At 72.2% G+C, this 26,164-nt stretch carries 29 protein-coding genes; 10 read left to right on the forward strand and 19 right to left on the reverse strand.

Annotation, left to right across the window (positions count from 1 at the left end; translation table 11 throughout):
• From KF737_RS17920 to KF737_RS17945, 6 genes are all read right to left on the reverse strand, one after another.
• The coding region (locus KF737_RS17920) for a hypothetical protein (RefSeq protein WP_296458108.1) at window positions 1-212 on the reverse strand (212 nt) is incomplete at its 3' end.
• Between the two features lie 14 nt (window positions 213-226).
• Window positions 227-532, reverse strand: coding sequence for a hypothetical protein (locus KF737_RS17925; protein ID WP_296458109.1), 306 nt, complete (start codon window positions 530-532; stop codon window positions 227-229).
• A 104-nt stretch (window positions 533-636) separates the two neighbouring features.
• Window positions 637-1,344, reverse strand: a complete 708-nt coding sequence (locus tag KF737_RS17930; RefSeq protein WP_296458304.1) for a DnaJ family molecular chaperone — start codon at window positions 1,342-1,344, stop codon at window positions 637-639.
• A gap of 255 nt (window positions 1,345-1,599) precedes the next feature.
• Window positions 1,600-2,106: a hypothetical protein gene (locus KF737_RS17935; RefSeq protein WP_296458112.1), complete on the reverse strand. Its 507-nt coding sequence runs from the start codon at window positions 2,104-2,106 to the stop codon at window positions 1,600-1,602.
• A 69-nt stretch (window positions 2,107-2,175) separates the two neighbouring features.
• Window positions 2,176-2,760, reverse strand: a complete 585-nt coding sequence (locus KF737_RS17940; protein WP_296458114.1) for a PEPxxWA-CTERM sorting domain-containing protein — start codon at window positions 2,758-2,760, stop codon at window positions 2,176-2,178.
• Between the two features lie 40 nt (window positions 2,761-2,800).
• Window positions 2,801-3,499, reverse strand: a complete 699-nt coding sequence (locus KF737_RS17945; protein WP_296458116.1) for a hypothetical protein — start codon at window positions 3,497-3,499, stop codon at window positions 2,801-2,803.
• A 122-nt stretch (window positions 3,500-3,621) separates the two neighbouring features.
• Between KF737_RS17945 and KF737_RS17950 the strand changes: the two genes are divergently transcribed.
• The 5 genes from KF737_RS17950 (at window position 3,622) to KF737_RS17970 (ending at window position 10,181) form a co-directional block, all read left to right on the forward strand.
• Complete coding sequence (locus KF737_RS17950) at window positions 3,622-4,092, forward strand: pyridoxamine 5'-phosphate oxidase family protein (RefSeq protein WP_296458119.1); 471 nt, start codon at window positions 3,622-3,624, stop codon at window positions 4,090-4,092.
• Window positions 4,089-5,420, forward strand: a complete 1,332-nt coding sequence (locus tag KF737_RS17955) for a GAF domain-containing protein (protein WP_296458122.1) — start codon at window positions 4,089-4,091, stop codon at window positions 5,418-5,420. Before KF737_RS17950 ends, KF737_RS17955 begins: the two co-directional genes overlap by 4 nt.
• A gap of 160 nt (window positions 5,421-5,580) precedes the next feature.
• Window positions 5,581-9,186 (forward strand): hydantoinase B/oxoprolinase family protein, encoded by a 3,606-nt coding sequence (locus KF737_RS17960; RefSeq protein ID WP_367273249.1) that lies wholly within the window; start codon window positions 5,581-5,583, stop codon window positions 9,184-9,186.
• A gap of 43 nt (window positions 9,187-9,229) precedes the next feature.
• Complete coding sequence (locus KF737_RS17965) at window positions 9,230-9,862, forward strand: hypothetical protein (protein ID WP_296458128.1); 633 nt, start codon at window positions 9,230-9,232, stop codon at window positions 9,860-9,862.
• A 43-nt stretch (window positions 9,863-9,905) separates the two neighbouring features.
• On the forward strand, window positions 9,906-10,181 hold the full coding sequence (locus KF737_RS17970) for a DUF1294 domain-containing protein (protein WP_296458131.1): 276 nt from the start codon (window positions 9,906-9,908) through the stop codon (window positions 10,179-10,181).
• On the opposite strand, the gene KF737_RS17975 is transcribed toward KF737_RS17970, so the two are convergent.
• The 6 genes from KF737_RS17975 to KF737_RS18000 all read right to left on the reverse strand — a co-directional run bounded on the left by KF737_RS17975 (window position 10,163) and on the right by KF737_RS18000 (window position 15,213).
• A complete protein-coding gene (locus KF737_RS17975) occupies window positions 10,163-11,326 on the reverse strand; it encodes a pyridoxal phosphate-dependent aminotransferase (protein WP_296458134.1) in 1,164 nt (387 codons plus the stop codon). The two genes, KF737_RS17970 and KF737_RS17975, sit on opposite strands and share 19 nt — an antisense overlap.
• Window positions 11,327-11,335: 9 nt before the next feature.
• The gene (locus KF737_RS17980) at window positions 11,336-12,112 is read right to left on the reverse strand and encodes a thioesterase family protein (protein ID WP_296458136.1); all 777 of its coding nucleotides are present in this window, start codon (window positions 12,110-12,112) and stop codon (window positions 11,336-11,338) included.
• Window positions 12,113-12,146: 34 nt separating this feature from the next.
• On the reverse strand, window positions 12,147-13,424 hold the full coding sequence (locus tag KF737_RS17985; RefSeq protein WP_296458139.1) for a cation:dicarboxylase symporter family transporter: 1,278 nt from the start codon (window positions 13,422-13,424) through the stop codon (window positions 12,147-12,149).
• A gap of 66 nt (window positions 13,425-13,490) precedes the next feature.
• The gene (locus tag KF737_RS17990) at window positions 13,491-13,667 is read right to left on the reverse strand and encodes a hypothetical protein (protein WP_296458141.1); all 177 of its coding nucleotides are present in this window, start codon (window positions 13,665-13,667) and stop codon (window positions 13,491-13,493) included.
• A gap of 72 nt (window positions 13,668-13,739) precedes the next feature.
• Window positions 13,740-14,546, reverse strand: coding sequence for a peptidylprolyl isomerase (locus KF737_RS17995; protein ID WP_296458143.1), 807 nt, complete (start codon window positions 14,544-14,546; stop codon window positions 13,740-13,742).
• Window positions 14,547-14,592: 46 nt separating this feature from the next.
• Window positions 14,593-15,213 (reverse strand): beta/gamma crystallin-related protein, encoded by a 621-nt coding sequence (locus tag KF737_RS18000; protein ID WP_296458144.1) that lies wholly within the window; start codon window positions 15,211-15,213, stop codon window positions 14,593-14,595.
• Between the two features lie 210 nt (window positions 15,214-15,423).
• Between KF737_RS18000 and KF737_RS18005 the strand changes: the two genes are divergently transcribed.
• The gene (locus KF737_RS18005; protein ID WP_296458147.1) at window positions 15,424-16,122 is read left to right on the forward strand and encodes a pirin family protein; all 699 of its coding nucleotides are present in this window, start codon (window positions 15,424-15,426) and stop codon (window positions 16,120-16,122) included.
• 84 nt (window positions 16,123-16,206) lie between these two features.
• Here KF737_RS18005 and KF737_RS18010 read toward each other — a convergent pair whose 3' ends face one another.
• A complete protein-coding gene (locus KF737_RS18010; RefSeq protein WP_296458150.1) occupies window positions 16,207-16,527 on the reverse strand; it encodes a UrcA family protein in 321 nt (106 codons plus the stop codon).
• Window positions 16,528-16,694: 167 nt separating this feature from the next.
• On the reverse strand, window positions 16,695-16,904 hold the full coding sequence (locus KF737_RS18015; RefSeq protein WP_296458153.1) for a hypothetical protein: 210 nt from the start codon (window positions 16,902-16,904) through the stop codon (window positions 16,695-16,697).
• A gap of 290 nt (window positions 16,905-17,194) precedes the next feature.
• On the opposite strand from KF737_RS18015, the gene KF737_RS18020 reads away from it, so the two are divergent.
• Window positions 17,195-17,569 carry a response regulator gene (locus tag KF737_RS18020; RefSeq protein ID WP_296458156.1) on the forward strand — a complete coding sequence of 125 codons (375 nt, stop codon included), beginning with the start codon at window positions 17,195-17,197 and terminating at the stop codon, window positions 17,567-17,569.
• 149 nt (window positions 17,570-17,718) lie between these two features.
• Here KF737_RS18020 and KF737_RS18025 read toward each other — a convergent pair whose 3' ends face one another.
• The 4 genes from KF737_RS18025 to KF737_RS18040 form a co-directional block, all read right to left on the reverse strand.
• Entirely contained in the window at window positions 17,719-19,989 is a 2,271-nt protein-coding gene (locus KF737_RS18025) for a xanthine dehydrogenase family protein molybdopterin-binding subunit (protein ID WP_296458159.1), read from the reverse strand.
• On the reverse strand, window positions 19,986-20,936 hold the full coding sequence (locus KF737_RS18030; RefSeq protein WP_296458162.1) for a xanthine dehydrogenase family protein subunit M: 951 nt from the start codon (window positions 20,934-20,936) through the stop codon (window positions 19,986-19,988). Before KF737_RS18030 ends, KF737_RS18025 begins: the two co-directional genes overlap by 4 nt.
• Window positions 20,933-21,436 carry a 2Fe-2S iron-sulfur cluster-binding protein gene (locus KF737_RS18035; RefSeq protein ID WP_296458165.1) on the reverse strand — a complete coding sequence of 168 codons (504 nt, stop codon included), beginning with the start codon at window positions 21,434-21,436 and terminating at the stop codon, window positions 20,933-20,935. The genes KF737_RS18030 and KF737_RS18035 overlap by 4 nt, the downstream gene beginning before the upstream one ends.
• A 63-nt stretch (window positions 21,437-21,499) precedes the next feature.
• Entirely contained in the window at window positions 21,500-21,772 is a 273-nt protein-coding gene (locus KF737_RS18040; protein ID WP_296458166.1) for a BolA family transcriptional regulator, read from the reverse strand.
• 52 nt (window positions 21,773-21,824) lie between these two features.
• On the opposite strand from KF737_RS18040, the gene KF737_RS18045 reads away from it, so the two are divergent.
• Entirely contained in the window at window positions 21,825-22,475 is a 651-nt protein-coding gene (locus tag KF737_RS18045; protein ID WP_296458169.1) for a DnaJ domain-containing protein, read from the forward strand.
• Between the two features lie 165 nt (window positions 22,476-22,640).
• Here the strand turns inward: KF737_RS18045 and KF737_RS18050 are convergent, their stop codons facing one another.
• On the reverse strand, window positions 22,641-23,657 hold the full coding sequence (locus KF737_RS18050) for a methyltransferase (RefSeq protein ID WP_296458171.1): 1,017 nt from the start codon (window positions 23,655-23,657) through the stop codon (window positions 22,641-22,643).
• 136 nt (window positions 23,658-23,793) lie between these two features.
• On the opposite strand from KF737_RS18050, the gene KF737_RS18055 reads away from it, so the two are divergent.
• Complete coding sequence (locus KF737_RS18055; RefSeq protein ID WP_296458174.1) at window positions 23,794-24,606, forward strand: N-acyl homoserine lactonase family protein; 813 nt, start codon at window positions 23,794-23,796, stop codon at window positions 24,604-24,606.
• An 11-nt stretch (window positions 24,607-24,617) separates the two neighbouring features.
• Window positions 24,618-26,153: an acyl-CoA synthetase gene (locus KF737_RS18060; RefSeq protein ID WP_296458177.1), complete on the forward strand. Its 1,536-nt coding sequence runs from the start codon at window positions 24,618-24,620 to the stop codon at window positions 26,151-26,153.
• Window positions 26,154-26,164 lie beyond the last annotated feature (11 nt).

Below are 26,164 nucleotides of genomic sequence, written 5' to 3' on the forward strand. Positions count from 1 at the left end.
TTCGGATCCGCATTCAGCGCGCCCGCGCGCTTTGCTTGCCACCACCAGACAGCAGACACCCAGGCCCAGTAGAGCGGGAGCGCCGTCCAGAACCAGAGTTCTGTCTGCTCGATCGCCACCATGGCGAACATGTATGCGACAAGCGCGAGGAACGCGCTGAGCGGCTTGGGCTTATCCACGACCAGCCACCATAGCCTCTTGAGGAAGGCCATTGGCGAGACGCCCGCTAGCGCCGCTCGTTCCAGCCGTAGGCCACCCAGTGGTGGCCGCCCTGGTGGCGGGCTTCGATGACATCATTGCCGCGGGCGCGGGCGCGCACGGTGCGGCGGGCGCGGAGCGCGAGGCCCGAAAGCGCCAGCAGGAGCGAGCCCACGATGGCGATCACGGCCACCGTGGCGGCGGCGAAGACGGCGAGGACGGCCCCCACGACCACCGCGGCGGCGGTCGCGAGCGTGGCGGCGACGGCGGCAAGGCTGCGAAGGGCGGAGCCCGGGTTCGCGGCGAAGTCCCTGACCCTCTCAGATCCGACCAACGTTCAGCTCCTCAGCGGCGCCGGAGGCGTCCGTGAAAGACCTATGTCAGCACAGCCGTCCCCGTCGTCAACCTCGGATGCGGCGCGCGGCCGAAATCGGGCGCTCATGCCGCGCCGGCGCGCGCGATCGCGTCGCGCTCGCGCCGGATGGTGCTGAAGGCGGCGTTGATGGCCGACGCCTTGGCCTCGGCCACCTCGACGAACTCGGCCGGCAGGCCCCGGGCGCGGGCCCGGTCCGGGTGGGCTTCCGAGAGCTGGCTGCGCCAGGCGGCGCGCACCGCCTCGTCGCCGGCGTCGGGGGCCACGCCCAGGATCACATAGGGGTCGTCGTTGGCCGCGCCGAGGTGCGTGGCCTTCAGGCGGCGGAAGGTCAGCGGCGAGAGGCCGAAGAGCTCGCCGACGCGCTCGAGGTAGGCGAGCTCGTCCGCCGTCACCACGCCGTCGGAGGCGGCGATGTGGAAAAGGCCGTCCAGCACGTCCTCCAGCAATTGCGGGCACGCGCCATAGCGCTTGCGCAGCCGCCGCGCATAGCCCTCGAACCCGCGGGTGGTCTGCCGCGCGAGCTGGTAGAGGCGGCGGATCGCCCCTTCGCTGCCCGGCTCGGCCTGGAAGATGGCGTGGAAGGCGTCGTATTCGGCCGCCTGCGCCTCGCCGTCGGCCTTGGCGAGCTTGGCGCCCAGGGCCGTCACCGCGGTCGAGAAGGCGGGATCCTCGCCCGGCAGGCCGGGCGGGCAGACGTCGCATTCCGCTTCGTCGACCTTGCGCGCGGCAAGGCCAGCTATCTTGCGCCAGAACGAGGAAGCCGGTTTCAGGAGGTCTCTCTCCGTTTCATTTTGTCAGCAGATTCAAATATATAATTCACGTCAGGCTTCCGCGGTGTTTCTGCGGATCACCCCAACGGGCGGGCGATCCCGCAGGCCGGGTTGTAGGACGCCGCGGCGACGAAAGCCACCGCGACGGACAAGGACGCCCGGGATTCGAGGCCGCGCCGTCGCAACATCCGACCTGACGCGCCATTCGCAACCCCGCGGCGAGGAGGCGGCGCATGCCGAGTGTCGGATAAGGGGCTAGCGCCGCCTGGCGGCATAGTAGTCCACGGCCGCCCGCGCGGCCTCGTCGTAGGCGGCGAGGTGAGGTTCGCCGGCGCCGGCGCCGTCACGGGTTATCCGGAAATAGGTTTCGAAATGCGCGAAGGCCTTGCGGCAGAGGCGGTCGCGCTCGGGGTCGCCATAGTTCGATACGAAGGTCCGGTGGTTCTCCCAGCCGTAGCCGACGCAGGCGGCCTCGCCATCCAGCCAATCGAGGCGGCCCTGGTGCGCGTCGGCGATCCGCTTCGACAGCGTGACCGGCTCCCGGGCGACCGGCGCGGAGAAGCCGCCGTCTCGCACGTCCTGCTCGATCTGCGCCGCCTGGGCGAGCATGTCGGCGTAGTCCTCAGGCGACAGATGGGCTCTCAACTGCTCCGCCTGCGCGCGGACCTGGCGGGCCATGTCGAGCATCTTCTGCGGCGTGTCCTGGGCCGAGGCGGGGGCGGCCAGGAGGCCGAGGGCCAGGACGAGGGGGGAAAGACGCATTGTGGACTCCCGGGGGCTGGGGTTGCGTTGCGAGGACTGTGGGCGCGCGGCCAGCCGCGGTCGGGGGACCTACGCAAGCCGGCCGGATCGCGCCGGGCCGCCGGCCGCGGACACGGCGCCCCGGCGGCGCAGGCCGGCCCCCGCGAGCCCAAAGCCGGTGATCATCAACGCCCAGGCCGCCGGCTCGGGAACCGCCGCCCCGACGAGCCGCGAGGTGATCTGAAGGCTGTCGAACGCGAGCTCGAGCCCGTCGGCGTAGTCGGTGGCGGCGTGGCCGCCGTCGTCGTCGCGGATGAAGAAGCCGTCGCCGAAGCCGTTCCTGATCGCGCTCATGATCTGCGTCGAGCCGCCGGCCGCCGTGGTGACGAAGGTCAGGGAGGCGGTGTCGAAGCCGAACCCGCGGTAGGCGGAGAAGTCGCCGGACCGCACGAACGCCAGGTCGTAGCCGTGGCCCGTCCCTGCGAACACAAGCGAGAAGCTCGCCAGGTCCTCGTAGCCGATCACGCCGGTCAGGTCGGCGTCGTAGGAGAACTCGCCCGACGCCACGTCGGGGGCCAGCGTGAAGTTGACGATGCGGGTCGCCGCGGCGGCGGAGCCGCCGAGGAGGGCGGCCAGGACCACGCCGAGGGCGGGGCTCAGGATCGATCGGGTCATGTCTGTCGTCTCCAGGGTCGTTGGGGTGGGCCGCGTCCGCTCAGGCCGCGAGGCCGAGCTCGCTGAGGTGGGACATGTCGGCGGGCGCCAGGGTCGGCCGGGCGGCCTGCTCGATCACCGCGGCGTAGGCCTCCGGCGGCGCGCCGGACTTCATGGCGGTGAGCAGGGCGCTGCGCTCGGCGCGGTTCATCGCCGGCAGCATGATCCGCATGAAGGCGATGTTGTCCGCGGGGCTCAGGCTGGCGACGATGGTCATTTCCAGCGCGGCGAGTTCATCGTCCGAGAAGAGGTCGCACAGGCGCGGCCAGATCTCCGTCTCCTCGCGGCCCATGTGGGCCAGGTCCTCCGCGACGAAGGTCGAGAAGGCCAGGTAGAGGCCGCGGCCGAGCGCGGCCCGGTCAGCGGCCGCGGCGTGCTCGATCCCGCGGATCGCGCTCTCCAGCACCGCGAGCCGGGCCTTGTGGTGGGCGTGGTCGTCGTCGACGCCCGCGGCGGCCTCCGGCGCCCGGCTTTCGAGGGCGGGATGGATCACGGTGTCTTCGTGCGCGAGATGCCGGGCGGCCAGCGCCAGGTGCGCGCGCAGGTCGGCCAGCAGGCGATGAGGCGGGCTGGACGCGAAGTCCGCCGCGCCGAGGCGGTGGAGCAGCGCGCCGTGCGCGAGGCGCAGGCCCTTGTGGATCGGGCCATAGATGTCCCAGCGGCCGCGCTCTGCGGCGGTCATGAAGTGCGGCGTCGTCATCGGAGGTCCCCTGCGTTGCGTCGAGGACCTGCTCACTAGGCGCCATCGCCGGGCGCCTCATCCTAAAACCTTCCTAAGCCGGATCGCGTTTCCTAAAAGACGGCGCAGGCGGAGGGCGCGGCGTGCTGGACCCTGAACTGGTGCGGTTTCTGCAGGGTCCGGTGATGATCCTCATGGCCTCGCGCACCGCCGAGGGGCGGCCGGCCATCGCGCGCGTGCTCGGGTGCCGGGTGCAGGACGACGGCGACCTGCACGTCCAGGTCGGCGCACGCCAGTGGGCGGAGGCCCTCGGCGGCCTGGCGCCGGGGGACACCGTCGCCCTGACCTTCGTGCGTCCGTCCGACTATCGCGCCGTCCAGGTCAAGGGCCCCTTGCTGAGCCGGATGCCGGGCGACGCCGCGGCCGACGCGCGCGCGACGGCCTACCGCTCCGCGATGGGCGCGGAACTGCTGCGGCTGGGCATCCTGCAGCCCCAGATCGACCAGTGGGTGGACCTCGAGCCGCTGGCGGCGCTGCACATGCGGCCTTCCGTCGTCTTCGACCAGACGCCCGGCGACGGCGCCGGGCAGGTCCTGGCCCGCCCCGACGCATGACGATCGAGCTCGACGACCTGCAGGACTGCTTCGAGGGCGTCATCCCGGCGGCGGTCGCGACCCTGGACGGCGAGGGGGTTCCGAACGTCTCCTACCTGTCGCAGGTACACTTGGTCGACCCGCAGCACATCGCGCTCTCGAACCAGTTCTTCTCGAAGACCGCGGCGAACGTGCAGGCGACCGGGCGCGCCACGGTCATGGTGGTGAGCGGCCGGACCGGCGCACAGCACATGCTGGACGTGCTGCACGTCGGTTCGCTGGCCCACGGCGATGTCTACGACCGCATGAGCGCGCAACTGGCCGCGATCAGCAGCCAGCACGGCCTTCCGGAGGTGATGCGCCTGCGGAGCGCGGAGGTCTATCGGGTGACGGGCCGCCGCGCGGTCCATGCGCCGGCGCCGCCCGGGCCGGTCCGCAGCGCCAGTCCCGCCGGCGCGAGGCTGGCGGGCGCCGCACGGCTCACGGCGCGGATCGCCGCCAGCCCGGAGGCGGACGCCGTGCTCGACAGCGCCCTGGACGGCCTGGTCCGGGATCTGGGATTCGAGGCCGTGATGGCGCTCGTCTTCGACCCCGCGACCCAGCGCCTGAGCACGCTGGGCAGCCGCGGCTACGACCGGGAGGGCGCCGGCGCCGAGGTCGCCCTGGGGGACGGCGCGATCGGGATCGCCGCAGCCCATCGCCAGGCGATCCGCTTCAACGACGTCAGCCGCGGCCATCGCCTCGCCGCGGCGGTGCGCAATGTCGCCGACCTCGACACCGCCCGCCTCATTCCCCTGCCGGGCCTCGCATCCGCCCAGAGCCAGCTCGCCGCGCCCGTCGTGTCCCGCGGCGAGCTGTTCGGCGTGCTGTTCGCGGAGGCGGCGAAACGCTTCGCCTTCACGCCCGAGGACGAGGATGCGCTCAGCCTCGTGGGCGTCCAACTGGCCGCCAGCCTCCGCCTGGCCGAGCTCGAGGCGCGTGAGCCGCTGGCGGCCCTCCTCCCCGCCGAGGAAGATATCGCCGGGACCCGCTTCCACGTGCGCTATCACACGCACGACGACAGCCTGTTCATCGACGACGCCTACATCATCAAGGGGGTTCCGGGCCGGCTCCTCTTCCACTTCCTCACCGTCGCCGCGGAGACGGGACGGCAGGATTTCACCAACCGCGAGGTCCGGTTGGACAGCACGCTCCGGCTGCCGGAGCTCAAGGACAATCTGGAGACCCGGCTCATCCTCCTGCGCCGCCGCCTCGACGAGCGCGAGGCGCCGGTGCGGCTGGTGCGTCCGGCGCGGGGGCGCATCCGGCTCGAGCTCGCCGGGCGGCCGGTCCTGGAGCTCGTACCCTGACCCCCGGCGGCCTCGGCGGGGCCTGGGGCCGCGCCACGCGCCGTTTCGTGGAGTCGGCCGGTCGCAAAAGCGCTCATGGGTTTTGCGCCGGAAGCTCATTTCGCTATGGCATGCCCAAGGCCGCGGCGAACGCGCGACAGTCATTCCCATGGGTCGAGTTTTGGACAGACGCTTCTCCTTCTGGATCGACCGCGGAGGGACCTTCACCGACGTGATCGGGCGCGCGGCGGACGGCGCGGAGGTGTCGCTGAAGCTGCTGTCGGCCTCGCCGGCCTATCCGGACGCCGCGGTGGAGGCCATGCGGCGGATCCTCGGGGCGGAGGCCGGGGCGCCCTTCCCCGCCGCGCGCGTCGAGGCGATCAAGATGGGCACGACGGTGGCGACCAACGCGCTGCTGGAGCGGCGCGGGGCGAAGACGCTGTTCGTGACGACCGAGGGCTTCGCCGACGCCCTGGTCATCGGCGACCAGGCGCGGCCGGACCTGTTCGCGCTGAACATCGAGAAGCCGGCGCCGCTGTACGCGGGCGTGGCCGAGGCGCGCGAGCGGCTGGCGGCCGACGGGTCGGTGGTGACGCCGTTCGACGGGCGCGCGCTGTGGGCCAAGCTGGAGGCCGCCGTGGCCGAGGGCTTCACCTCCGCGGCGATCGCCTTCCTGCACGCCGACCTCAACCCGGCGCACGAGCGGGCGGCGGGCGAGATCGCGCGGGCGGCCGGGTTCGGCTTCGTGGCGCTGTCGAGCGAGGTGTCGCCCCTCCCCCGCTTCGTGCCGCGGGCCGAGACGACGGTGGCCGACGCGTACCTGACGCCGGTGCTGCAGGCCTATGTGCGCCGCGTGGCCGACGCGGTGGCCGGCGCGCCGCTCTACTTCATGACTTCGGCGGGCGGGCTGGTGCGCGCCGAGGCGTTCCGGGGGCGCGACGCGGTGGTCTCGGGGCCGGCGGGCGGCGTGGTGGGCGTGGCGCGGACGGCGGAGGCGGCGGGCGCGGCGGCGGTGCTGGGCTTCGACATGGGCGGCACGTCGACGGACGTCTGCCGGTTCGCGGGCGCGCTGGAGCGGCGCGATGCAGCGAAGGTGGCGGGCGTGAAGCTGCGCAGTCCGATGCTGGACGTGGAGACGGTGGCGGCGGGCGGCGGCTCGATCCTGGCGTTCGACGGGATGCGCGCACGGGCGGGCCCGGCGAGCGCCGGCGCCGATCCGGGGCCGGCGTGCTACGGCCGCGGCGGGCCGGCGGCGGTGACGGACGCGAACCTCGTGCTGGGGCGGCTGGACCCGCGGTTCTTCCCGAGCGTGTTCGGGCCTGCGGGCGACGCGGCGCTCGATCCGGCGGCGAGCCGGGCGCGGCTGGCGGCGCTGGCGCAGGCGATGGGCGCGAGCGTGGAGGCCGCGGCGGAGGGTTTCGTCGCCGTGGCGGTCGAGCAGATGGCGCAGGCCGTGCGGCGCATCTCCACCGAGCGCGGCTTCGATCCGCGCGAGCATGCGCTGGTGGCGTTCGGCGGGGCGGCCGGGCAGGTGGCGTGCCAGACCGCCGAGGCGCTGGGCGTGGACGAGGTGCTGTGCCCGAAGTACGGCTCGGTGCTGTCGGCCTGGGGGATCGGGCAGGCGCAGGTGTCGGCGCTGCGGCAGGCGGGCGTCGATCTTCCGCTGGCCGGCGGGCTGACGGCGGCGGAGGCGGCGCTCGCGGGCCTGGAGGCCGACGTGCGGGCCGACATGGCGGCGCAGGGTGCGGAGACGGGCGCGGTCCGGCGGACGCTGCGCCTGCGCTACGACGGGGCCGATGCGGAGTTGCCGGTGGCGCTGTCGGACGTGGCGACGGCCAGGGCTGCCTTCGAGCAGGCCCACCAGCGCCTCTTCGGCTTCATCGAGCCGGAGCGCCCGATCCTGATCGCGGCGGTGGAGGCGGAAGCCACCTCCAACACCGCTCATCCCCGCGCATGCGGGGACCCAGGCTTATCTTCTTCCTCGCCCGAGGATGGCCCGAACGTCGCACAAGGAAGTCTGGGTCCCCGCATGCGCGGGGATGAGCGGGTTGAGATGTACGCACTCGGCGCCTGGCATGAGGCGCCCGTCATCGCGGCCGAAGCCCTGACGCAAATCGACGGGCCCGCGCTCGTCGTCCGCGCCGACACGCAGATCGCGGTGCTGCCCGGCTGGCGCGCCGCCGCCGGCGACGACGGCCTGATCCGCCTCACACGCACCGCAGCCGCCGCTCGCCAGGTCATCGCGCTCGACAGGGCCGACCCGGTCACGCTGGAGCTGTTCAACCGGCGCTTCATGGGCGTGGCCGAGGCGATGGGGGCGGCGCTGGAGCGCACCGCGCATTCGGTGAACATCAAGGAGCGGCTCGACTTCTCGTGCGCGCTGTTCGACGCCGACGGCGGGCTGGTGGCGAACGCGCCGCACATGCCGGTCCACCTCGGCTCGATGGGCGCCAGCGTACGGGCCGTCCGCGACCGCCATCCGAACCTGAGGCCTGGCCAGGCCTTCGCGCTCAACAACCCCTACGCCGGCGGCACCCACCTGCCCGACATCACGGTCGTCATGCCGGTGTTCATGGCGGACGGCGATACGCAGGCCAGCTTCTACGTCGCCGCGCGGGGGCACCACGCCGACGTGGGCGGAATCCAGCCCGGCTCGATGCCGCCCTTCTCGCACACCATCGACGAGGAGGGCGTCATGCTGGACGCCCTTCCGATCATGCGCGGGGGCCGATTCCTGGACGCCGAGGTGCGCGCCGCCCTCGCCGAGGGGCGCTGGCCCGCCCGCGCGCCCGAGCGCAACCTCGCCGACCTGAAGGCCCAGGTCGCCTCGTGCCAGGCCGGCGGCGCGGCGGTGGCCGGGATGATCCGGACCTACGGCGCAGAGGCGGTGGCCCGCTACATGGGCTTCGTGCAGCAGAACGCCGCCGAGGCGGTGCGCCGCGCGGTCGGCCGGCTGCACGACGGGGCGGCGTCCACGCCCCTCGACGGCGGCGGCGAGATCGCGGTCGTCACGACGGTGGATACGCAGGCGCGGACCGCCACCCTCGACTTCACCGGCACATCGGACCAGCTCGGCTCGAACTTCAACGGCCCCTCGGCGATCGTCGACGCGGCGGCGCTCTACGTCTTCCGCACGCTCGTGGACGACGACATCCCGCTCAACGCCGGCTGCCTGGAGCCGCTCAAGGTCATCACCCGGCCGGGCTCGCTGCTGGCGCCCAACCCGCCCGCCGCCGTCGTCGCCGGCAACGTGGAGACCAGCCAGCACATCGTGGACGCGCTCTATGCGGCGCTGGGCGTCATGGCCAACGGCCAGGGCACGATGAACAACTTCACCTTCGGCGACGAGCAGCGGCAGTACTACGAGACCCTCTGCGGCGGCGCGGGCGCGACCGCCGCCGCCGACGGGGCCAGCGCCGTCCACATCCACATGACCAACTCGCGCCTGACCGACCCGGAGATCCTGGAGCGGCGCTTCCCGGTGCGGGTGGAGGCGTTCGGCGTCCGCCGCGGCTCGGGCGGCGCGGGCGCCAGGCGCGGCGGCGACGGAGCGGTGCGGCGCATCCGGTTCCTCGCGCCGATGGAGGCCGCCCTTCTGTCGTCGCGCCGCGAGCACGCGCCCCAGGGCCTGGCCGGCGGCGGTCCGGGAAAACCGGGCCGGCAGCGCTTGATCAAGGCGTCAGGCCAGGCGAATGAACTTCCCGGCTGCTTCTCCGTTACGGTGGAGCTTGGCGACGCCATCGAGATCGAGACGCCCGGAGGCGGCGGTTTCGGCCGGGTGGCCTGAACCCGGCGCAAAGCTGACAAGATCACCGGTCACAAGGACTTCCATGACGCCGCTCGCCCTCGCCTTCCTCCTGTTCGCGCAAGACCCGGCCGCGACCGCCGCGCCGCCCGCCGAGCCCGCGCCGGCCGTCGAGGAGGATCGCCTGCCGACCGGCGCGCCGAGGGACGACTACCAGTTCGTGGCGTGGTGCTACGGCAGCCTGCGCGGCTACCTCGACATGCACGACGAGATGATGCCCGAGGTGACCCGGATCGAGAGCCAGTTCCGCAAGCCCGGCTCCAGCCTGAAGGACGACCTCAAGGTCTACGCCGACATGCAGAAGGACGGCCAGGCCAAGCTGAAGGCCTTCCAGGCCGCCCTGACCGCCGCGGAGAAGGCCTCGGTGCGTCCGCTCAACGTCCAGGGCGCCGCCGCCGTCCGCGCGGGCCGGATGAGCTGGACCACCGGCCCCGACGTCACCAAGGCGCGCAAGGCGCAGGAATGGATGAGCTGGGCGCTGCCGGTGCGCTGCGAGCGCGTCGCGGCGCAACTGGAGCAGCGCTCGAAACTGATGGGCACGGCGCTCAAGGCCAACGCGCCGAAGGGCGAAGCCCCGCCACCGTCGGCCACCGACGAGCCGGCCGAAGCGCCCCCCGAAGCGCCCGCCGCCGAGACTCCGCCGACGCCGGCGGGCTGAGGCTTCACGCTTCGCGAACCCTGCCGCGTCTAGCCTCACGGCGATGTTCGAGATCGCCGTGGCCTATCTGGTCGCCATCAACGGCCTGACCTACGCCGCCTTCGCGCTGGACAAGCGGGCCGCCGAGCGGCGCGCCTGGCGCGTGCCCGAGCGGCGCCTGCTGATGCTGGCCGCCTTCGGCGGGACGCCGGCCGCGATGGCCGCCCAGCAGATCCTGCGTCACAAGACGAGGAAGGAGCCGTTCCGCACCTCGCTCTGGGCGATCTTCGCGGTGCAGGGGGCGTTGCTGGCCTTCGCCGCCTACCGGCTCGCGAGGTAGGTCGCCAGGCGTTCGAGCCCGGCGGCGTTCTTCCCGGGCCGCGCGGCGAAGCACCAGCGGATCCAGCCCTCGCCCTCCTCGCCGAAAGCCGAGCCCGGCGCGAGGCCCAGGCCGACCTTGTCGATCATGTCCTTGCAGAGCGCGAGCGAGTCCGTGCAGCCCTCGACGCGGAAGAAGGCGTAGAAGCCGCCGTCCGGCCGGGGCGCCTCGACGCCCGGCATGGCGCGCAGGGCGCTCAGCACCTGGTCGCGGGCGGCCACGAGCTCGGCGCGGACCGAGGCCACATAGCTGTCGCCGTGGTCCAGCGCGGCCTTCGCGCCCTCTTGCACGAAGCCCGGCGCGCAGGAGGTGTTGTACTCGATGAGGACGCCCAGCCCGTCCATCAGCTTCGGCGGCACGACCATCCAGCCCAGCCGCCAGCCGGTCATGCGCCAGGCCTTGGAGAAGCTGTTGGTCCCGATGATCCGGTCCTCGGGCGTCGTCAGCGGCAGGAACGAGGGCGCGGTCGGGCGGTCGAACGTGAGCCGCTCGTAGACGTCGTCGCAGATCAGCCAGACGCCGAGCCGGCGGCACCGCTCCAGGATGGCGGCGCGGTCCTCGGCCGGGATCATCCAGCCGGTCGGGTTGTTGGGCGAGTTGATCACCAGCGCCTTCGTGCCCGGCGTCAGCGCGTCGACCAGCCGGTCGAGGTCGAGCCGCCAGCGGCCCTGCGCCGGCTCCAGCGGGACCATCTCGACGCTGGCCGACAGGATCTTCGGGATCTCGGGCACGTTCGGCCAGATCGGCCCCACCTCGACGACGCGGTCGCCCGGCGACACCACGAGCTGGGCGGCGAGCTGGATCGCGTTGACGCCCGCGCTGGTGACGGCCACGCGCCCGACGCCGATGGGCGCGTCGTGCAGGCGGGTCAGGTAGCCGGACAGCGAGTCCCGCACGTCGGCGCGGCCGAGGTTGTGGGTATAGAAGGTGCGCCCGTCGAGCAGGGCCCGGGCCGCGGGCTCGCGGATGAAGTCGGGCGTCGGCTGGTCGGACTCGCCGAACCAGAAGGCCAGGATGTCGTTCCGCCCGAGGCCGGCGTTGGCCACCTCGCGGATCCGGGACATGCGGAGGCCCTGGACCTCCGGGCGGGGCAGCGTGTCGAACATGCCCGCCGGTTAGCTCACCTTCCGTTTCTGCGCGAGGGCGGTGCAACTCGCGGCGCCGATCACGCCCTGCTCGTCGTAGAGGCGGCATTCGCCGATGGCGACGCCGTCGGTGGCGCCGTGGCCGGTGACGTCGAAGCCCACCCAGTCGGTCACAGGCTCGCGGTGCAGATAGATGGTGACGTCCGAGTTGATGTAGCCCAGCCCCTGGTCGCCGGAGTTGGCGAAGGGGCTGACGAAGTCGGCGGCTGTGGCGACGCGGGCGAAGGGCGTGAAGGGCTCGCCTTCCACCAGGTCGCGGACCTCGGCCATCCAGACGCGGCGCGGGTGGCCGGGGACGCCGAAGTCGCCGGCGATGCGGCGCATGTCCCACATGCCGCCCATGGGCCGCTGTTCCGGCGGCGGCATGTCGGCGGGCTTGGGCGCATCCCAGTTGTCGGGCGCCCAGACCTTGCCGAGCGCGTTCCCGGTCCTGCGCAGGAGCTGGCAGGTGGCGCGCCCGGCGCTCTGGCCGCCCGAGATGAATTCGGCGTCGACCACCTTGATGCGGTAGCCGTCCTTGACCACGCGGGTCACCACCTCGACCGGCGACAGGTCGGGCAGCCGGTACATGTCGACCGTCAGGCGCGCCGGCATGTACTCGGGCGTGCGGTACTGGCGCTCGATCTCGGCGCCCAGCAGGCCGATGATCAGCCGGCCGTGCAGGGAGTCCGCGGTCCACGGGCCGATCCCGGCGCGGGTGGGGAGGAAGAGGTCGCCCTCTTTTCGAAAGAACGGTTCATTCGCCATGGCGGGCGAACCTGCCGGAACCGGTCGGGCTTGGCTAGGCGCCGTCTACCTCCCCCATCGCGACGGGGGAGGCAGGCTCGCCCCTGGCCACGATCGCCGTCACCGCCATGTCGCCGGTGACGTTGCCGAGGGTGCGGAAGATGTCGGGGGCGACCTCGACGGCCAGCAGGATCGGCAGGAGGTCGATCGGCAGGCCCAGCGCGAGGCAGATCGGCGCCACGCTGACGATGAACGACACCTGCCCGGGCAGGCCCACCGAGCCCACCGCCACCGCCAGGGCGACCAGCACCGCGCCGGCGTACTGCAGCGCCGTGGGCTCGATCCCGTAGACCTTGGCCACGAAGACGCAGACGGCCAGGTTCACCGCCGGGCTGGTGAAGCGGAAGATCGCCACCGCCAGCGGCAGGACGAGGCCCGCGATCCGCGGCGGGATGCCCAGGTCGTCGCGGCTGCGCTCGATCATCGCGGGCAGGCAGGCGAGCGAGGACTGGGTGGCGAAGGCCGTCGCCAGCACCGGCGCGGTCGCCCGCGCCCAGCGGCCGAGGGGCACGCGGCCGACCGTGATCGCCAGCCCGTAGCCGATGACGGTGATGACGAGCCCCGCGAAGGCGGCGGTGACGATGTACTGGCCCAGCACGCCCGCCGCGCCGACGCCGGCGCGCAGGCCGACGCCGAGGCCCAGGGCGAAGACGCCGACGGGCGCCACCGCCAACACCCAGCGCACCACCACGATCATCGCCTCGCCCAGCGCCTGGAAGACGTCGATCAGGGCGCGGCCGCGGCCGTCGGGCAGGCGGGTCAGCGCAAAGCCGGTGAAGACGGCGAACACCACCACCGGCAGGACCGCGTCCTCGCTGGCGGCCTTGATCGGGTTCGACGGCGCGAGGCTCCTCACCCAGGCGGCGAAGTCGGGCGCGGTCGGCGCGCCGGCCGGCGGCGCCTGGGCCCCGGCGCGCAGGGCGGCCGAGGCGGCCTCGCTCACCGGCCACAGCGCCAGTACGCCGTTGGTCACCAGGATCGACGTCACCGCCGAGAGCACCAGCAGGCCCGTGAACCAGAGCACCGCGCGCACGGCGAGCCGTCCGGTCGCGGCGGCGTCGGAGACCTGGGCGATCCCCGTCACCAGCACCGCGAAGATCAGCGGCACGACCGTCATGCGCAGGGCGTTCAGCCACAGGCCGCCCAGCGCCTCGACGCTCTCGATGGCCCGGGTCGCGTCCGGCCCGCCGTAGGCCGCGGCCGCCGCGCCGACCACGAGACCCGCCGCCAGCGCGATCAGCACCTGGACGCTCAGGGATTTGAGGAACTTCAAGGCCGCGCTCCGCCGGGGACGTGGCGCGATCTGGCCCGCGCCGGCGGCGTCGGGCAATAGGCGAGGTCAGGCGGTCCTGGTCTGGTAGCGCACCGACAGGCCGGCGGGGGCCCTGGAGTCGGCGTTGCGCAGGCGGTCGGCCACGTCATGGAGGGCCGTGTCCTGGTCGCCGTAGCGGGCCAGTTCACAGCCTTCGCTGCGGACGATCCACTCGTCCGCCTCTTCCACCACTTCGAAACGCATACGACGGTCCCGGTTCCCTGCAACCACATGTACTGAGCGGGCGGGAGCTCAACAATTGCGCGCATCGTCGCACTAGCCTGGCGGCGGACGGATCCTCACCGGCGCGTCGCAGATCGAAAAGTCGGCCCCTTTCAGGCGCTTGAGGTCGGCCATGGCCTCGCGGAACGCCGCCCCGCGTTCGTTCAGCACCTCCAGCCGCGGCTGCTCGGCCGCGGGCAGGTCGGCCATCACGCGCACCTTCAGCATCAGGTCCGGGACCTTCGGCGGCTCGCCGACGGCCACGGCGTTCACCGCCTCGAGGCCCGACACGATGCGGCCCACCACCGTGTACTCGTGGTCGAGGCGCCGCGCCGGGGCGCGCATGAAGAAGATCTCGGCGTTGGCGGTGCCGGGGTCGGCCTGGCGGCCCATGCCCATCACGCCCGGGCAATAGGCGCCCCAGCCGCGCAGGCGGGCGTCGCCGCGGCTCTGCTGCTCGCCCGCCGAGACCGCCTGGAACGGCGTCGCGCCCACGAAGCCCTCGCGCGCGTCGCTGCGGTCGACGACCACCGTGGCGACGGCGGGGTCGAGGCGGAAGCTGAACTCGGGCGGCAGGTCGGGATGCTTCGACGTCCCGCCGTCGCGGTTGTCGGGGTTGCCGGTCTGGGCGACGAAGCCGTCGATAACCCGGTGGAACTGCAGGCCGTCGTAGACGTGCTCGCGGGCCAGCAGCTTGACCCGCTCCACGCCCTTCGGCGCGAACTCGGGCCGCAGTTCGACCACCACCTGGCCCTGGGTCGTCGAGACGACGAGGGTGTTCTCGGGATCGAGCGGCCGCCAGTCGGGCGCGGGCGCGGCGCCCGCGAGCAGCACGGCGGCGGCAGTCAGTCCATGAAGCATGCGAAGGCCCTCCCGCCCGCAGAGGGGCAGGAGGGCCGGATGCTCGTCAAGACCTGCGGCAGAGCAGGTCGCGCAGGACGTCGCTGCGGCCGATGAGCTGGCCCTCGGGGCCGATGGCCTGGTTGGCGCGGGCGCTGGAGTCGAAGAACACGGCGCGGCCCAGGCCCTGGCTGCGGCAGAAGGCGTTGGCCCCGCGGTCGCCCGCCGCCACGTCGATCCCGCGCACCGTCGGCCGCGGGAAGAAGACGGTGGCCGTCCCGTCGACGCCGCGCGATCCGCCGCTCGGGAAGCCGGGACCCGGCCCTGGGCCGGGACCGGGGCCGCCCGGACCGCCGGGCCGCCCGCCGCCGGCCGGCTCCAGCGAGGAGACCTGGGCCATCAGGCCGTAGGTGTGCAGGTTGGCGACGTCGCCGCGCACCTCCTGGCAGCGCCCCTTGAAGTTGTCGTGCTCGCAGATCAGCCAGCGGCCGTCGAAGCGCGCGCTCTGGGCGCGGTCGTTGAAGCGCCACTTGCCGAGGTCGGGCGTCGACTGGGTGATCGTCACCGACTGGCCCTGGAAGTTCGGCAGCGAATAGAGCGTGGCCGAGCCGCCGCGATAGGGCTGGGCTTCGGCGGCGCCGGCAAGGGCCGCGACGGCCAGGGCGGCGGCGAAGAGGGTCTTGGTCATGGGGGTCAGCCTCCACAGGATGTTGCCGGGCCAGAGAAGCGGGACCGTAATGAACCGCCGCTGAAAGGTCTCGCCAGCCGTGGGTCAGCTTCGCCGCATCGCTTCCAGTCCGGCAACAATCTTCTGCGTTCGGCCGGATTTATCTCCGGAGCGGCGAACCTATCTTCGGTCCCGAACGCGACGCGATGCGTGTCGCAGGGAGACGAACCGATGATCGACAAGAGGCCCTTCGCGCGCCTGGGCGGCGCCGACCACGGCTGGCTGAAGGCCCGCCACCACTTCTCGTTCGCGAGCTACCACGACCCGGACAACATGGGCTGGGGTCCGATCCGGGTGTGGAACGACGACGAGATCGCGCCCAATTCCGGATTCCCGCCGCACCCGCACGCCGACATGGAGATCGTCACCTACGTCCGGAAGGGCGCGATCACCCACCAGGACAGCCTGGGCAACCAGGGCCGGACCGAAGCGGGCGACGTGCAGGTGATGAGCGCCGGCAGCGGCATCCGCCACGCCGAGTACAACTTGGAGCCCGAGACCACGACGCTGTTCCAGATCTGGATCGAGCCTTCCACGACGGGCGGCAAGCCCAGTTGGGGCGCCAAGCCCTTCCCCAAGGGCGACCGCGCCGGGAGGTTCGTGACCCTGGCCAGCGGCATCGCCGGCGACGACGACGCGCTGCCGATCCGCACCGATGCGCGGGTGGCGGGGGCGACGCTCAAGGCCGGCGAGACGACCGAGTATGTGCTGGGCAAGGCTCGGCACGCCTATCTGGTGCCGGCGACCGGCGCCGTGGAGGTCAACGGGGTCCGTCTGGACGCCCGCGACGGCGCGGCGGTCAGGGATGAGGAGGTCTTGAGGGTCCGGGCCCTCGAGGACGCCGAAGTCGTCCTGGTCGACGCCGCCTGATCGGCGGCCGGGGCGCCTGCGAATTGGGCTCAGGGCTGGGGCGGCCCTGAGCCCGTCTTCGCACATCCGCCTCGAAGGGAGAGCTCAGCGGGCGGCGAGGGTCTGGGAGGCGTGCTCGAGGCGAGCGGTGCGCAGGGCGCCCAGCTTCTCGTCGAGCTCGACCTTCACGCCGGTCTTGCAGCTCTGGCGGGCGGCGACCGTGCGTTCGGGGGAGCAGAACTTGCGGGCCGCGGCGTCGGAACGCTGCTGGTAGGTGGCGACGCCTTCGGGGGTCAGGAGGTTGATGTCGGCCACCTTCACGGTGGTGGCGGCGAGGGCCGAAGCGGGGAGCGCGGCGATGGGGAGGGCCGCGAGCGCCAGCATGGCGACGCCGGAGATACGGGAAGCGAGGTTCATCTTGGTCATCGTGGTGTTCCCTCTGGAGCGGTTGTGCTGCCCGACGGTGTTGTCCGCCGGCGAGAGAACGAATACTTCCGGACCCGGGTGAAATCCCGTGAATAGGGAGTAATGACGTCGATTTAAGAAAATTACGGCGACTTAATACTTTAACACCGCGTAATGCGGGCGCCCGCTCAGTGCGGCCGTGTGGGCTCCACCAGCGTCTGGTCCCACTCGCCGTCGGCGTCGCACACCAGCACCGGCCAGGGCATGTCGATCAGGCGCATCCAGTCGCCGGCCGCGGCCAGCGCCTCGTCGCAGGTGTCGTAGGCGCCTAGGTCGCCGCTTTCGGCGTCCTGCAGGACCCAGTGGCCGCTTCGGGCCCGCACGGTGAAGTCGAACATGAACTCAACGCCTCAACCAACGCGTACGGGTTTTCGCGCGATTTGGTTTCGCAATCACGAAGACGCCCCGTCGCATCCGGTGCGGCGCGTGAGCGCATGCGGCCGCGGCGGGAACCGGGGTCAAGCTTGGCCGTTGTCGCCTGTGAGGGGCTCCCGGCTACGGCCGGGGCGATCACCGATAGGCAGAACGTGTTGCAATGGCGCCCGCGACAACCCGCCGCACTTCCTCTAGAGATTCCCACATTGGGCTCGAAGTCCCCCCAAACGCCCAAGGTGCCGGAGTACTTGCGATGAGCGCCCAGTCGAACCTGGAGGGCCTGCGGGTCCTCGTGGTCGAGGACGAGATGATGGTCTCGATGCTGATCGAGGACATGCTGAGCGATCTCGGCTGCACCGTCGTCGGCCCGGCCTCGCGGCTGGACGAGGCCATGGAGCTGGCCAGGGAAGCCGAACTGGACTGCGCGGTGCTGGACGTGAACCTGGGCGGCCAGCCCATCTTCCCGCTCGCCGACCTGCTGCGTGAGAAGGGTGCGCCGTTCGCCTTCGCCACGGGCTATGGCGACGCGGGGCTCAGGGAGGTGGATCGCGGCTCGCCGGTGCTGCAGAAGCCCTTCCGCGAGGGCGACCTGGCGCGCGTGCTGGGCGAACTGAAGACGCGCAACTAGCGCCACAGCCCCTTCCCCCGCTTCCGTAGCCGCCCGGCGGCCTGTCAGGGACCGGCCCCCAACCTACCCCTTGTCATCCCGGTTTCGCCCCAGGCGAAGACCGGGATGACAGCGGTGGCGGGATGACAAGGGATGGGTGCGGAAGCGGCTCACAGCCCCCTGGCCATCAGCGCCGCCAGCAGCTTGTCGGGGGTGATGGGATAGTCCCGCACGCGCACGCCCACGGCGTTGTGGATGGCGTTGGCCACGGCGGCGCTGGCGCCGGAGTTGCCGAGTTCGCCCACGCCCTTGATGCCCATGGGGTTCGCCTTGTCGTCCACCTCGTCCAGCATGATCGCGTCGAGGTCGCCGATGTCGGCGTGGGCGGGCACGAGGTACTGCGCGAGGTCCTGGGCGATCAGCGAGCCGTAGCGCGGGTCGACCGCATTGCCCTCGGTCAGCGCCGCGCCGACGCCCCAGATCATGCCGCCGGTGAGCTGGCTCCTGGCGGTCTTGGCGTTGAGGATCCGGCCGGCGGCGAACACGCCCAGCATGCGCCGCACACGCACCTCGCCGGTGACCACGTCGACGCCGACCTCGCAGAAGTGGGCGCCGTAGGTCTGGGTGCTCCAGCGCTGCGCATCCTGGGCGGGGCGGATCTCGCCTTCCACCGTCAGGCCCTCGGGGCGCGTGCGGCGGATGAGGTCCGACAGCGTCTCGGAGCGGTTCTCCAGCGCGATCACGCCATCCTGGAAGGTGACGGCCTCGGGATCGCCGCCATGGAGGGGCGAGCCCGCGTCGCCGACCGCGAGCTCGGCGACGGCGCGGCGCAGGTTCACGCCCGCCGCCAGCGCCGCCGAGCCGGCCGTGGCCGCGCCGAACTGGCCGCCGGAGCCCGGGGCGGGCGGCAGCTCGCTGTCGCCGATCTCGACGACCACCTTGCCCAGCGGCACGCCCAGGGTCTCGGCGGCGATCTGGGCCAGGACCGTGTAGGTGCCGGTGCCGATGTCGGTCATCCCCTGGCGCACCGTGATGGTCCCCTCGGCGTCGACCGAGAAGCTGCACTTGGCGGGGAGCAGGAAGTTGCCGCGGATGGCGGCGGCCATGCCCAGGCCCACATGCCAGCGGCCGTCACGCACCTGGCCCGGCTGCGGCAGGCGGCGGTCCCAGCCGAAGAGCTGCGCGCCCTCCTGCAGGCAGCGCACGAGCTGGCGCTGCGAGAACGGGCGGCCGTTCTCGGGGTCGACCGGCGGCTCGTTGACGATCCTGAGCTGCACCGGGTCCATGCCGAGCTTCTCGGCCAGCTCGTCCATGGCCACTTCCAGGCTCATGGTGCCCGAGGCCTCGCCCGGCGCCCGCATCGGCCCGGCATGCGGCAAGTCCAGCTTCACGAGGCGGTGGCCCGTCAGCCGGTTCGGCGCGGCGTAGAGGGCGCGGGCGAAGTTCGAGGCGTGCTCGGTGAACGCGCCGTCCGAGTGGCAGTGCGTCCAGGTCATGATCGAAAACGCGTTCAGCCGCCCGTCCTTCTCCGCCCCCAGGCGCACGCGCTGGAGCGTCGCCGGCCGGTGGATCGTGCCGTGCATCATCTGCTGGCGGGTGAAGGCCACCTTCACGGGGCGGCCCAGCTCGCGGGCGGCCAGCGCCGCCAGCGTCAGGTCGTCGTAGGTCTGGCCCTTCCCGCCGAAGCCGCCGCCGATGTAGCGGGTCATCAGGTGGACGCCGTCGCGGTCGATGCCCAGCGTCTCGGCCAGCCCGTGCTGGGCGGGCTTCACCATCTGGACCGAAGTATGGGCGATGCAGCGGTCGGGCCCCTCCCACCAGGCCAGCGAGGCGCAGGGCTCCATCTGGCAGTGGTTCTGGATGGGCGTGGTCCAGGTCTCGTCCACCTGCACCGGCGAGGCCTTGAAGCCGGCCTCGAAGTCGCCGACCTCGACGTCCTTCTCGCCGGGCGGATCGACGCCGTCGATCAGGCGGCCGTGGAAGTCGACGTTCGGCGTCTCGGGGGCATAGCTCAGCTTCACGAGGTGGGCGGCGGCGACCGCGTTCTCCAGGGTGTCGGCCACGACGAAGGCCACCGGCTGGCCCCAGTAGGTGACGCGGTCGCCGTCCAGCGCCGGCCGCGAGCCGGCCGAGCTGCGCGGGTGGGCCTTGGTCCCCCTGGGCGGCTGGGCGGGGGCGTTCTCGTGAGTCCAGACGGCCAGGACGCCCGGCGCGGCCCGGGCGGCGGCGAGGTCGGCGCCGGTGACGCGGCCGACCGCGATCTCGGCCCCGATCATCACGCCATAGGCCGGCGGCGACGGCGGCTGGACCTCGTAGGCGTAGGGCGCCGTGCCGGTGACCTTGAGCGGGCCCTCGTAGCGGTCGACGGGCTTGCCGATCAGGCCGGCGCGGTTCGTCTTGACCGGATTGGGCGTGGCTTCCCAGTCGGCGACCGAGCTCATGCGCCCCTCCCGTTCGCTTCGTGGATGGCGGCCGTGGCCAGCCGGGCGACCAGGGGGATCTTGAAGTCGTTGCGCCCCCGTGGGCTCGCGCCCTCCAGTTCCGCGGCCATGGCTTCGGCGGGCGACGCGCCGGCCCTGAGCGCGCGCTCGGCGCCGGCGGCGCGCCAGGGCTTCAGCGCCACCATGCCCAGCGCCAGGTCGCCGCCGGCCACCGCCACGCTGGCCAGGCCGCCGGCGTAGGAGGCGCGATCGCGCACCTTGCGGTAGGCCTGCCCGCCCACAGGCGGCGGCGGGAGAGTCACGGCGGTGATCAGCTCGCCGGGCACGAGGACGGTCTCGACGTGGGGCATGTCGCCGGGCAGGCGGTGCAGGTCCGTGAGCGGGATCGAACGGGTGTCGCCCGACGGCGAGATCGTCTCGACGCGGGCGTTCAGCGCCGCCAGCGCCACGGCCATGTCCGAGGTGTGGGTGGCGATGCAGGCCTGGCTGGCGCCGAAGATCGCGGCGTTGCGGTTCAGGCCTTCCAGCGCCCCGCAACCCGAGCCGGGCGCCCGCTTGTTGCAGGGCTTGGAGGCGTCGTAGAAGTAGGCGCAGCGGGTGCGCTGGAGCAGGTTGCCGCCGACGCTGGCCTTGTTGCGCAACTGCGGGGAGCCGCCCGCCAGGATCGCCTGCGACAGCACCGGATAGCGCGCGCGGACGTCGGCGTGGGCCGCGACGGCGGTGTTGGTGGCCGCCGCCCCGATCGTGAGGCCGCCCTCGGGCGTGGGCGCGATCGCCGCCATCGGCAGGCGGCCGACGTCGATCAGGTGCGTCGGCTGCTCGATCTCCAGCTTCATCAGGTCCAGAAGGTTCGTGCCCCCGGCGATGAAGCGCGCGCCCTTTGTCAGAGCCGCGGCCTTCGCGGCGGCCGCCGGGCTCTCGGCCCGCTCGTAGGTGAACGGCTTCATGCCATCTGCTCCGCGGCCTGGCGGATGGCCGCCACGATCTGCGGGTAGGCCGAGCAGCGGCAGATGTTCCCGCTCATCCGCTCGCGGATCTCGTCGCCCGTGAACTCCGGCTTGGCGCCCGGCGCGGTCTCCTGGCTGGGATGCCCCGCCTCCAGCTCGGCCAGCAGGCCGAGCGTCGAGCAGATCTGGCCGGGCGTGCAGTAGCCGCACTGGAACGCGTCCTGGTTCAGGAACGCCACCTGCACGGGATGCAGCCTGTCGGGCGTGCCCACGCCTTCGATGGAGATGACCTCGTCGCCGTCATGCATGACGGCCAGCGACAGGCAGGCGTTGATCCGCACGCCGTTCACCAGGACCGTGCAGGCGCCGCACTGCCCGTGGTCGCAGCCCTTCTTGGCCCCGGTGAGCTTCAGGTGCTCGCGCAGGGCGTCGAGCAGGGTCGTTCGCGGGTCGAGATCGAGCGACCGCGCCTCGCCGTTGACGGTGATGGTCGTGCGCAACCCGTCCCCTCCATGCTTCTCACCCGCCCATCCCCGCGCATGCGGGGATGGGCGGAGTTTAGGTCACGCCTCTCCGGGCGCCAGCGCCTTGACCGAGAGCGCGTGCAGCGGGCCGGCCAGTTCCTCGGCCAGGGCGCGGTGGACCATGCGCTGGCGGGCCACCCGGGGCGTCCCCGAAAACGCCGCGGCCTCGATCGTCACGTTGAAATGGCTCTCGCCGCCTTCGCGCGCGCCGGAATGGCCCGCATGCCGGTGCGAGTCGTCGACGATCTCCAGCCGTGTGGGCTGGAAGGCCGCCGTCAGCTTGTCCTGGATCGCATCAAATATGGCGCCCATCGCCGACACCTTCAATTCTTGTACGGAAGTTTCTGCGCCTCATACTTGGCCCATGCCCGGCGCGTTTCAATATAAGCCCAAGTTCGTGGATATCCGCGTGCGGCCGCCGTCGGACAACGACGACAGCGGCGAGGACGTCAACGCGCTGAAGCCGGGCGAGCGCGCCTGCGACCACCCCGGTTGCCGCCGGCCCGCCACCGCGCGGGCCCCCAAGGCGCGCGACCTGCTGCACGAGCACTACTGGTTCTGCCAGCCGCACGCGGCCGAGTACAATCGCAACTGGAACTTCTTCGCCGGCCTGCCGGAGGCCGAGGTCCGCCGCCGCCAGCAGGAGGAGATGATGACCGGCGGCCGCCCCACCTGGGAGATGAAGGCCGGCCGCATGAGCCGCGAGAGCGCCGCCTTCACCGCCAGGTTCGGCTCCGGCCAGGGCTACCGCGACCCGTTCAACATGTTCGGCGGCGGCGGGGCGCAGGCGCGCCGGCCCGAGCCGGAAGGCCGCAAGCTGGGCAAGATCGAGCGCAATGCCCTGGCCGACCTGGACCTCGACGACGACGCCGACGGCCCGAAGATCCGCGCCCGCTACACCGAGCTGGTGCGCAAGCTGCATCCCGACGCCAACAACGGCGACCGCTCGGGCGAACACCGCCTGCAGCGGGTCATCCGCTCGTACCAGGCGCTCCGCAAGGCGGGGATGGTCTAGGGCTTGTCCCGGCCACCCATGGACACCAGCCTTCGCCGGAATAGCGGTTGAGGCCGCCGCTGCAGACTGATTCCAGCGTCTGAGTTCATCGGTGGCCGGGACAAGCCCGGCCATGACGTCGAGAAGTTCCGGGGTGTGCGCGAAACGCCGCTGGATGTGGATGGTCTAGCGGGGCGCCGCTTCCACCAGAGCTCTCGGGCCGGCCGTGTGGATGACCCGCAGGAGTTCGAAGCCGGCGTCGGCCAGGAGGGCGCGATATTGCGCCTCGGTGCGTTCGCGGCCGCCGTTCCGGACCATCATCAGGAGGTCGATCATGGCGTCGTTGCGGTCAGTGAGGCCCGCGTCCGGCCGTTCGGCCAGCACGCGCTCGACCAGGACGAGCCGCGCGGCCGGGGCCATGGCGCGACGGACGGACGCCAGCACTTTCACGGCCGCGTCGGGCGGCCAGTCGTGGATCACGGCGGAGAGCACGTAGACGTCGCCCCCCGCTGGCGCGGCCTCGAACATGTCACCCGCCGCGACGTCGCAGCGGTGGGCAAGCCCCTGGGCGGCCACGAAGGCGCGGGCCTTCTCGGCCACGGGCGGCAGTTCGAAGACCAGGCCGCGCGTTGCGGGATGCGCCGCCAGGATGTGGGCCATCAGGCGGCCGACGCCGGCTCCGACGTCGACGACCAGGCCTGCGAACGGATAGGCCGCGGCGACCGGCGGGCCGACCACGTCCGACATCGCCGTCATCGCCGCATCGAAATCGGCCGCCAGCGCCGGATCGCGGGCGTAGAGGTCGAAGCTGGTCCCGGCACCGAGCTGGTGGGTGACGGCCGGCGTGCCGCGCCGGACGCTCTCCGACAGCCCGAGCGCGCTCTGCCAGAAGCTGTCTCCCGTATAGCCGCGCGCGATGGGGCCGAGGCCGCCCGCGCCATCGCCCAGCCGCGCGCCGAGGTCGGTCAGGCGGAAGCGGCCATCGGCCTCGCAGGCGGCGAGGTCCAGGGTCGTGGCGGCGCGCAGCAGGCGCTCCAGGGCCGCCGCGTCGACGTCGATGGCGGCCGCGAGATCGCGGGCGAGATGCGGATCGCGGCCCATCCGGTCGGGCAGGCGCAGTTCGGCGAGCGCGCGCACGACCTGCGCGGCCAACCCGCCCAGGATCAGGCCCATCAGGCGCGTCGAAGACGTCTCGTCGGCCATCCACGTCCCCCTGGGGTCAGGAGGCCGGAAAGCGGAAGACGAGTCCAGCGGCCGCGGATCCGTCGGCCGCTGGCGTGCTCGGCCCGCTTGCGGCAAGGTTCGCGCCGACGCCGCAAAGAGCGTGATGGGTGGGAAGATGCATGCATTCGTCCGGGGCGTGCGCCTCGCGGGTTCCGTTCTGGCCCTGACGCTGCTGGGCGCCGGCGCCGCGCAGGCGGCCAAGGCGCCGCCGAAGCAGCTTGAGCTCTACGCCATCGACTGCGGCCGCCTGCCGGTCCCGAACGCCGACGGCTTCGCGGACGACGGCTCGTACAAGGGCCTGTCGCGGACCCTGATCGTGCCCTGCTACCTGATCCGCCACCCGAAGGGCGATCTCGTCTGGGATACCGGCACGCCGGCCTCGAAGGAGGCGCTGCTGGGCGGCCTGAAGGCGCTGGACCTGGAGCCGGCCGACATCGAGTTCATCTCGGTCTCGCACAGCCACTTCGACCACATCGGCAACGCCGGCCTGTTCGCAGGCTCCACCTGGATCGTCTCCCCCGACGAGAAGGCCTACGCCTTCCGGCCGCAGTCGCGCGCCGCGGGGGCCCAGTTCGCGGCCTACTCGGCGCTGGAGAACGCCAGGACGATCCTGATCGAGGGGCCGAGCCACGACGTGTTCGGCGACAGGCGCGTGGTGATCCATCGGGCGCCGGGGCACACGCCGGGCCATACGATCCTCGAACTCAGGCTGAAGAGCGGCGCGGTGCTGCTGACCGGCGACCTCTGGCACCTCGCCGAGAGCCGCGCGGGGAAGAAGGTGCCGCGGTTCAACACCGACCGGGCCCAGACGCTGGCGAGCTACGAACTGACCGAGGCGCTGGCGGCGAAGACCAAGGCCCGCGTGGTGCGCGAGCACGTCGTCGAGGACTTCGACGCCCTGCCGAAGTTCCCCGCGGCGCTGAAGTAGGGAGGCGAGCCGTGGGCGAACTGATCAGCGGCGCACGCCGCCAGGACCTCTCCGACATGCAGGCCCGCGCGGCCCGCGCCGCCACGGGCCTCCAGAGCCTGGGCATCGGCGCCGGCGACCTGATCGCGCTCTACTTGCGCAACGACTTCCCCTTCATCGAGGCCAGCACGGCGGCAGGCCTGCTGGGCGTCTACGCGACGCCGGTGAACTGGCACTATACCCCCGACGAGGCGGCCTACCTGTTCGAGAACTCGGGCGCGAAGGCCATCGTGATCCACGCCGACCTGATCGAGCCGATCCGCTCCGCCCTGCCGCCCCGCGTGCCGGTGCTGGTGGTCCCGACCCCGCCCGAGATCGCGGAGGCCTACGGCATCACGCCGGCCGCGACGCCGCCCGGCATGCTGGACTGGTCGGAGTGGCTGTCGAGCTTCGAGCCCTATACGGGCGAGCCGTCCACCGGCGGCGGGACGGTGATCTACACGTCGGGCACCACCGGGCGGCCGAAGGGCGTGCGCCGCCACCCCCCGACGCCGGAGCAGGTGGAAGCCTACGGCCGGGTGCTGATGCGGGGCTTCGGCTTCTCGGGGTTCGGCGCGCCGAGCGACGTGGTCACCGTCGTGACCGGGCCGATGTACCATTCGGCGCCCAACGCCTACGGCCTCTTCGCGGCCCGCGCCGGCGGCACGGCGATCCTGCAGCCGCGGTTCGATCCCGAGGAGTTGCTGCAGCTCATCGAGACGCACGGGGTCACGCACCTGCACATGGTGCCGATCATGTTCCACCGGCTGCTCAAGCTGCCCGACGAGGTGAAGCGGAAGTACGATCTCTCGTCGCTGAAGTTCGTGGTCCACGCCGCCGCGCCCTGCCCGCCCCCGATCAAGCGCGAGATGATCGAGTGGTGGGGGCCGGTGATCGAGGAATACTACGGCGCGACCGAGGTCGGGATCGTGGTCTCCTGCAATTCCGAGGAGTGGCTCGCGCACCCCGGCACGGTCGGCAAGCCGATCCCCGAGGCCGACGTCCGCATCATCGACAAGGACGGCAACGACGTGCCCCAGGGCGAGGTCGGCGAGGTGGTCTCGAAGAACCGCTTCATCAACGACTTCACCTACCACGGCGACGACCAGAAGCGGGCCGACAGCGAGAAGGCCGGCCTGATCGCCCCCGGCGACATCGGCTATTTCGACAAGGACGGCTTCCTCTACCTGTGCGACCGGGCCAAGGACATGATCATCTCGGGCGGGGTGAACATCTATCCGGCCGAGATTGAGGCCGAGCTCCTGAAGATGCCCGGCGTGGTCGACTGCGCGGTCTTCGGCATCCCCGACGAGGAATACGGCGAGGGCGTCTGCGCCGTCGTGCAGCCGGCGGCGGGCAGCGGCGTCGACGCGGCGGCGGTGAAGGCCTACCTGCGCGACCGGATGGCCGGCTACAAGGTCCCGCGCCGGGTCGAGCTGGCCGCCGACTTGCCCCGCGAGGACTCCGGCAAGATCTTCAAGCGCAAGCTGCGCGAGCCGTTCTGGGCCGGACTCGAGCGGCGGATCTGAGGCTTCAAGAG

This window comes from Phenylobacterium sp. (assembly GCF_019636135.1).
Taxonomy (GTDB): Bacteria; Pseudomonadota; Alphaproteobacteria; order Caulobacterales; family Caulobacteraceae; genus Phenylobacterium.

Coding starts and splice junctions, on each gene's coding strand:
- KF737_RS18005 (WP_296458147.1), top strand. CDS start 15,424: ATGATCGACAAGAGGCCCTTCGCGCGCCTGGGCGGCGCCGACCACGGC.
- KF737_RS17945 (WP_296458116.1), bottom strand. CDS start 3,499: ATGACGACGCCGCACTTCATGACCGCCGCAGAGCGCGGCCGCTGGGAC.
- KF737_RS17965 (WP_296458128.1), top strand. CDS start 9,230: ATGACGCCGCTCGCCCTCGCCTTCCTCCTGTTCGCGCAAGACCCGGCC.
- KF737_RS18045 (WP_296458169.1), top strand. CDS start 21,825: ATGCCCGGCGCGTTTCAATATAAGCCCAAGTTCGTGGATATCCGCGTG.
- KF737_RS18015 (WP_296458153.1), bottom strand. CDS start 16,904: ATGTTCGACTTCACCGTGCGGGCCCGAAGCGGCCACTGGGTCCTGCAG.
- KF737_RS17990 (WP_296458141.1), bottom strand. CDS start 13,667: ATGCGTTTCGAAGTGGTGGAAGAGGCGGACGAGTGGATCGTCCGCAGC.
- KF737_RS18000 (WP_296458144.1), bottom strand. CDS start 15,213: ATGACCAAGACCCTCTTCGCCGCCGCCCTGGCCGTCGCGGCCCTTGCC.
- KF737_RS18010 (WP_296458150.1), bottom strand. CDS start 16,527: ATGACCAAGATGAACCTCGCTTCCCGTATCTCCGGCGTCGCCATGCTG.
- KF737_RS17935 (WP_296458112.1), bottom strand. CDS start 2,106: ATGCGTCTTTCCCCCCTCGTCCTGGCCCTCGGCCTCCTGGCCGCCCCC.
- KF737_RS17970 (WP_296458131.1), top strand. CDS start 9,906: ATGTTCGAGATCGCCGTGGCCTATCTGGTCGCCATCAACGGCCTGACC.
- KF737_RS17980 (WP_296458136.1), bottom strand. CDS start 12,112: ATGGCGAATGAACCGTTCTTTCGAAAAGAGGGCGACCTCTTCCTCCCC.
- KF737_RS17995 (WP_296458143.1), bottom strand. CDS start 14,546: ATGCTTCATGGACTGACTGCCGCCGCCGTGCTGCTCGCGGGCGCCGCG.
- KF737_RS17955 (WP_296458122.1), top strand. CDS start 4,089: ATGACGATCGAGCTCGACGACCTGCAGGACTGCTTCGAGGGCGTCATC.
- KF737_RS18050 (WP_296458171.1), bottom strand. CDS start 23,657: ATGGCCGACGAGACGTCTTCGACGCGCCTGATGGGCCTGATCCTGGGC.
- KF737_RS17940 (WP_296458114.1), bottom strand. CDS start 2,760: ATGACCCGATCGATCCTGAGCCCCGCCCTCGGCGTGGTCCTGGCCGCC.
- KF737_RS18030 (WP_296458162.1), bottom strand. CDS start 20,936: ATGAAGCCGTTCACCTACGAGCGGGCCGAGAGCCCGGCGGCCGCCGCG.
- KF737_RS18055 (WP_296458174.1), top strand. CDS start 23,794: ATGCATGCATTCGTCCGGGGCGTGCGCCTCGCGGGTTCCGTTCTGGCC.
- KF737_RS17975 (WP_296458134.1), bottom strand. CDS start 11,326: ATGTTCGACACGCTGCCCCGCCCGGAGGTCCAGGGCCTCCGCATGTCC.
- KF737_RS18025 (WP_296458159.1), bottom strand. CDS start 19,989: ATGAGCTCGGTCGCCGACTGGGAAGCCACGCCCAATCCGGTCAAGACG.
- KF737_RS18020 (WP_296458156.1), top strand. CDS start 17,195: ATGAGCGCCCAGTCGAACCTGGAGGGCCTGCGGGTCCTCGTGGTCGAG.
- KF737_RS18040 (WP_296458166.1), bottom strand. CDS start 21,772: ATGGGCGCCATATTTGATGCGATCCAGGACAAGCTGACGGCGGCCTTC.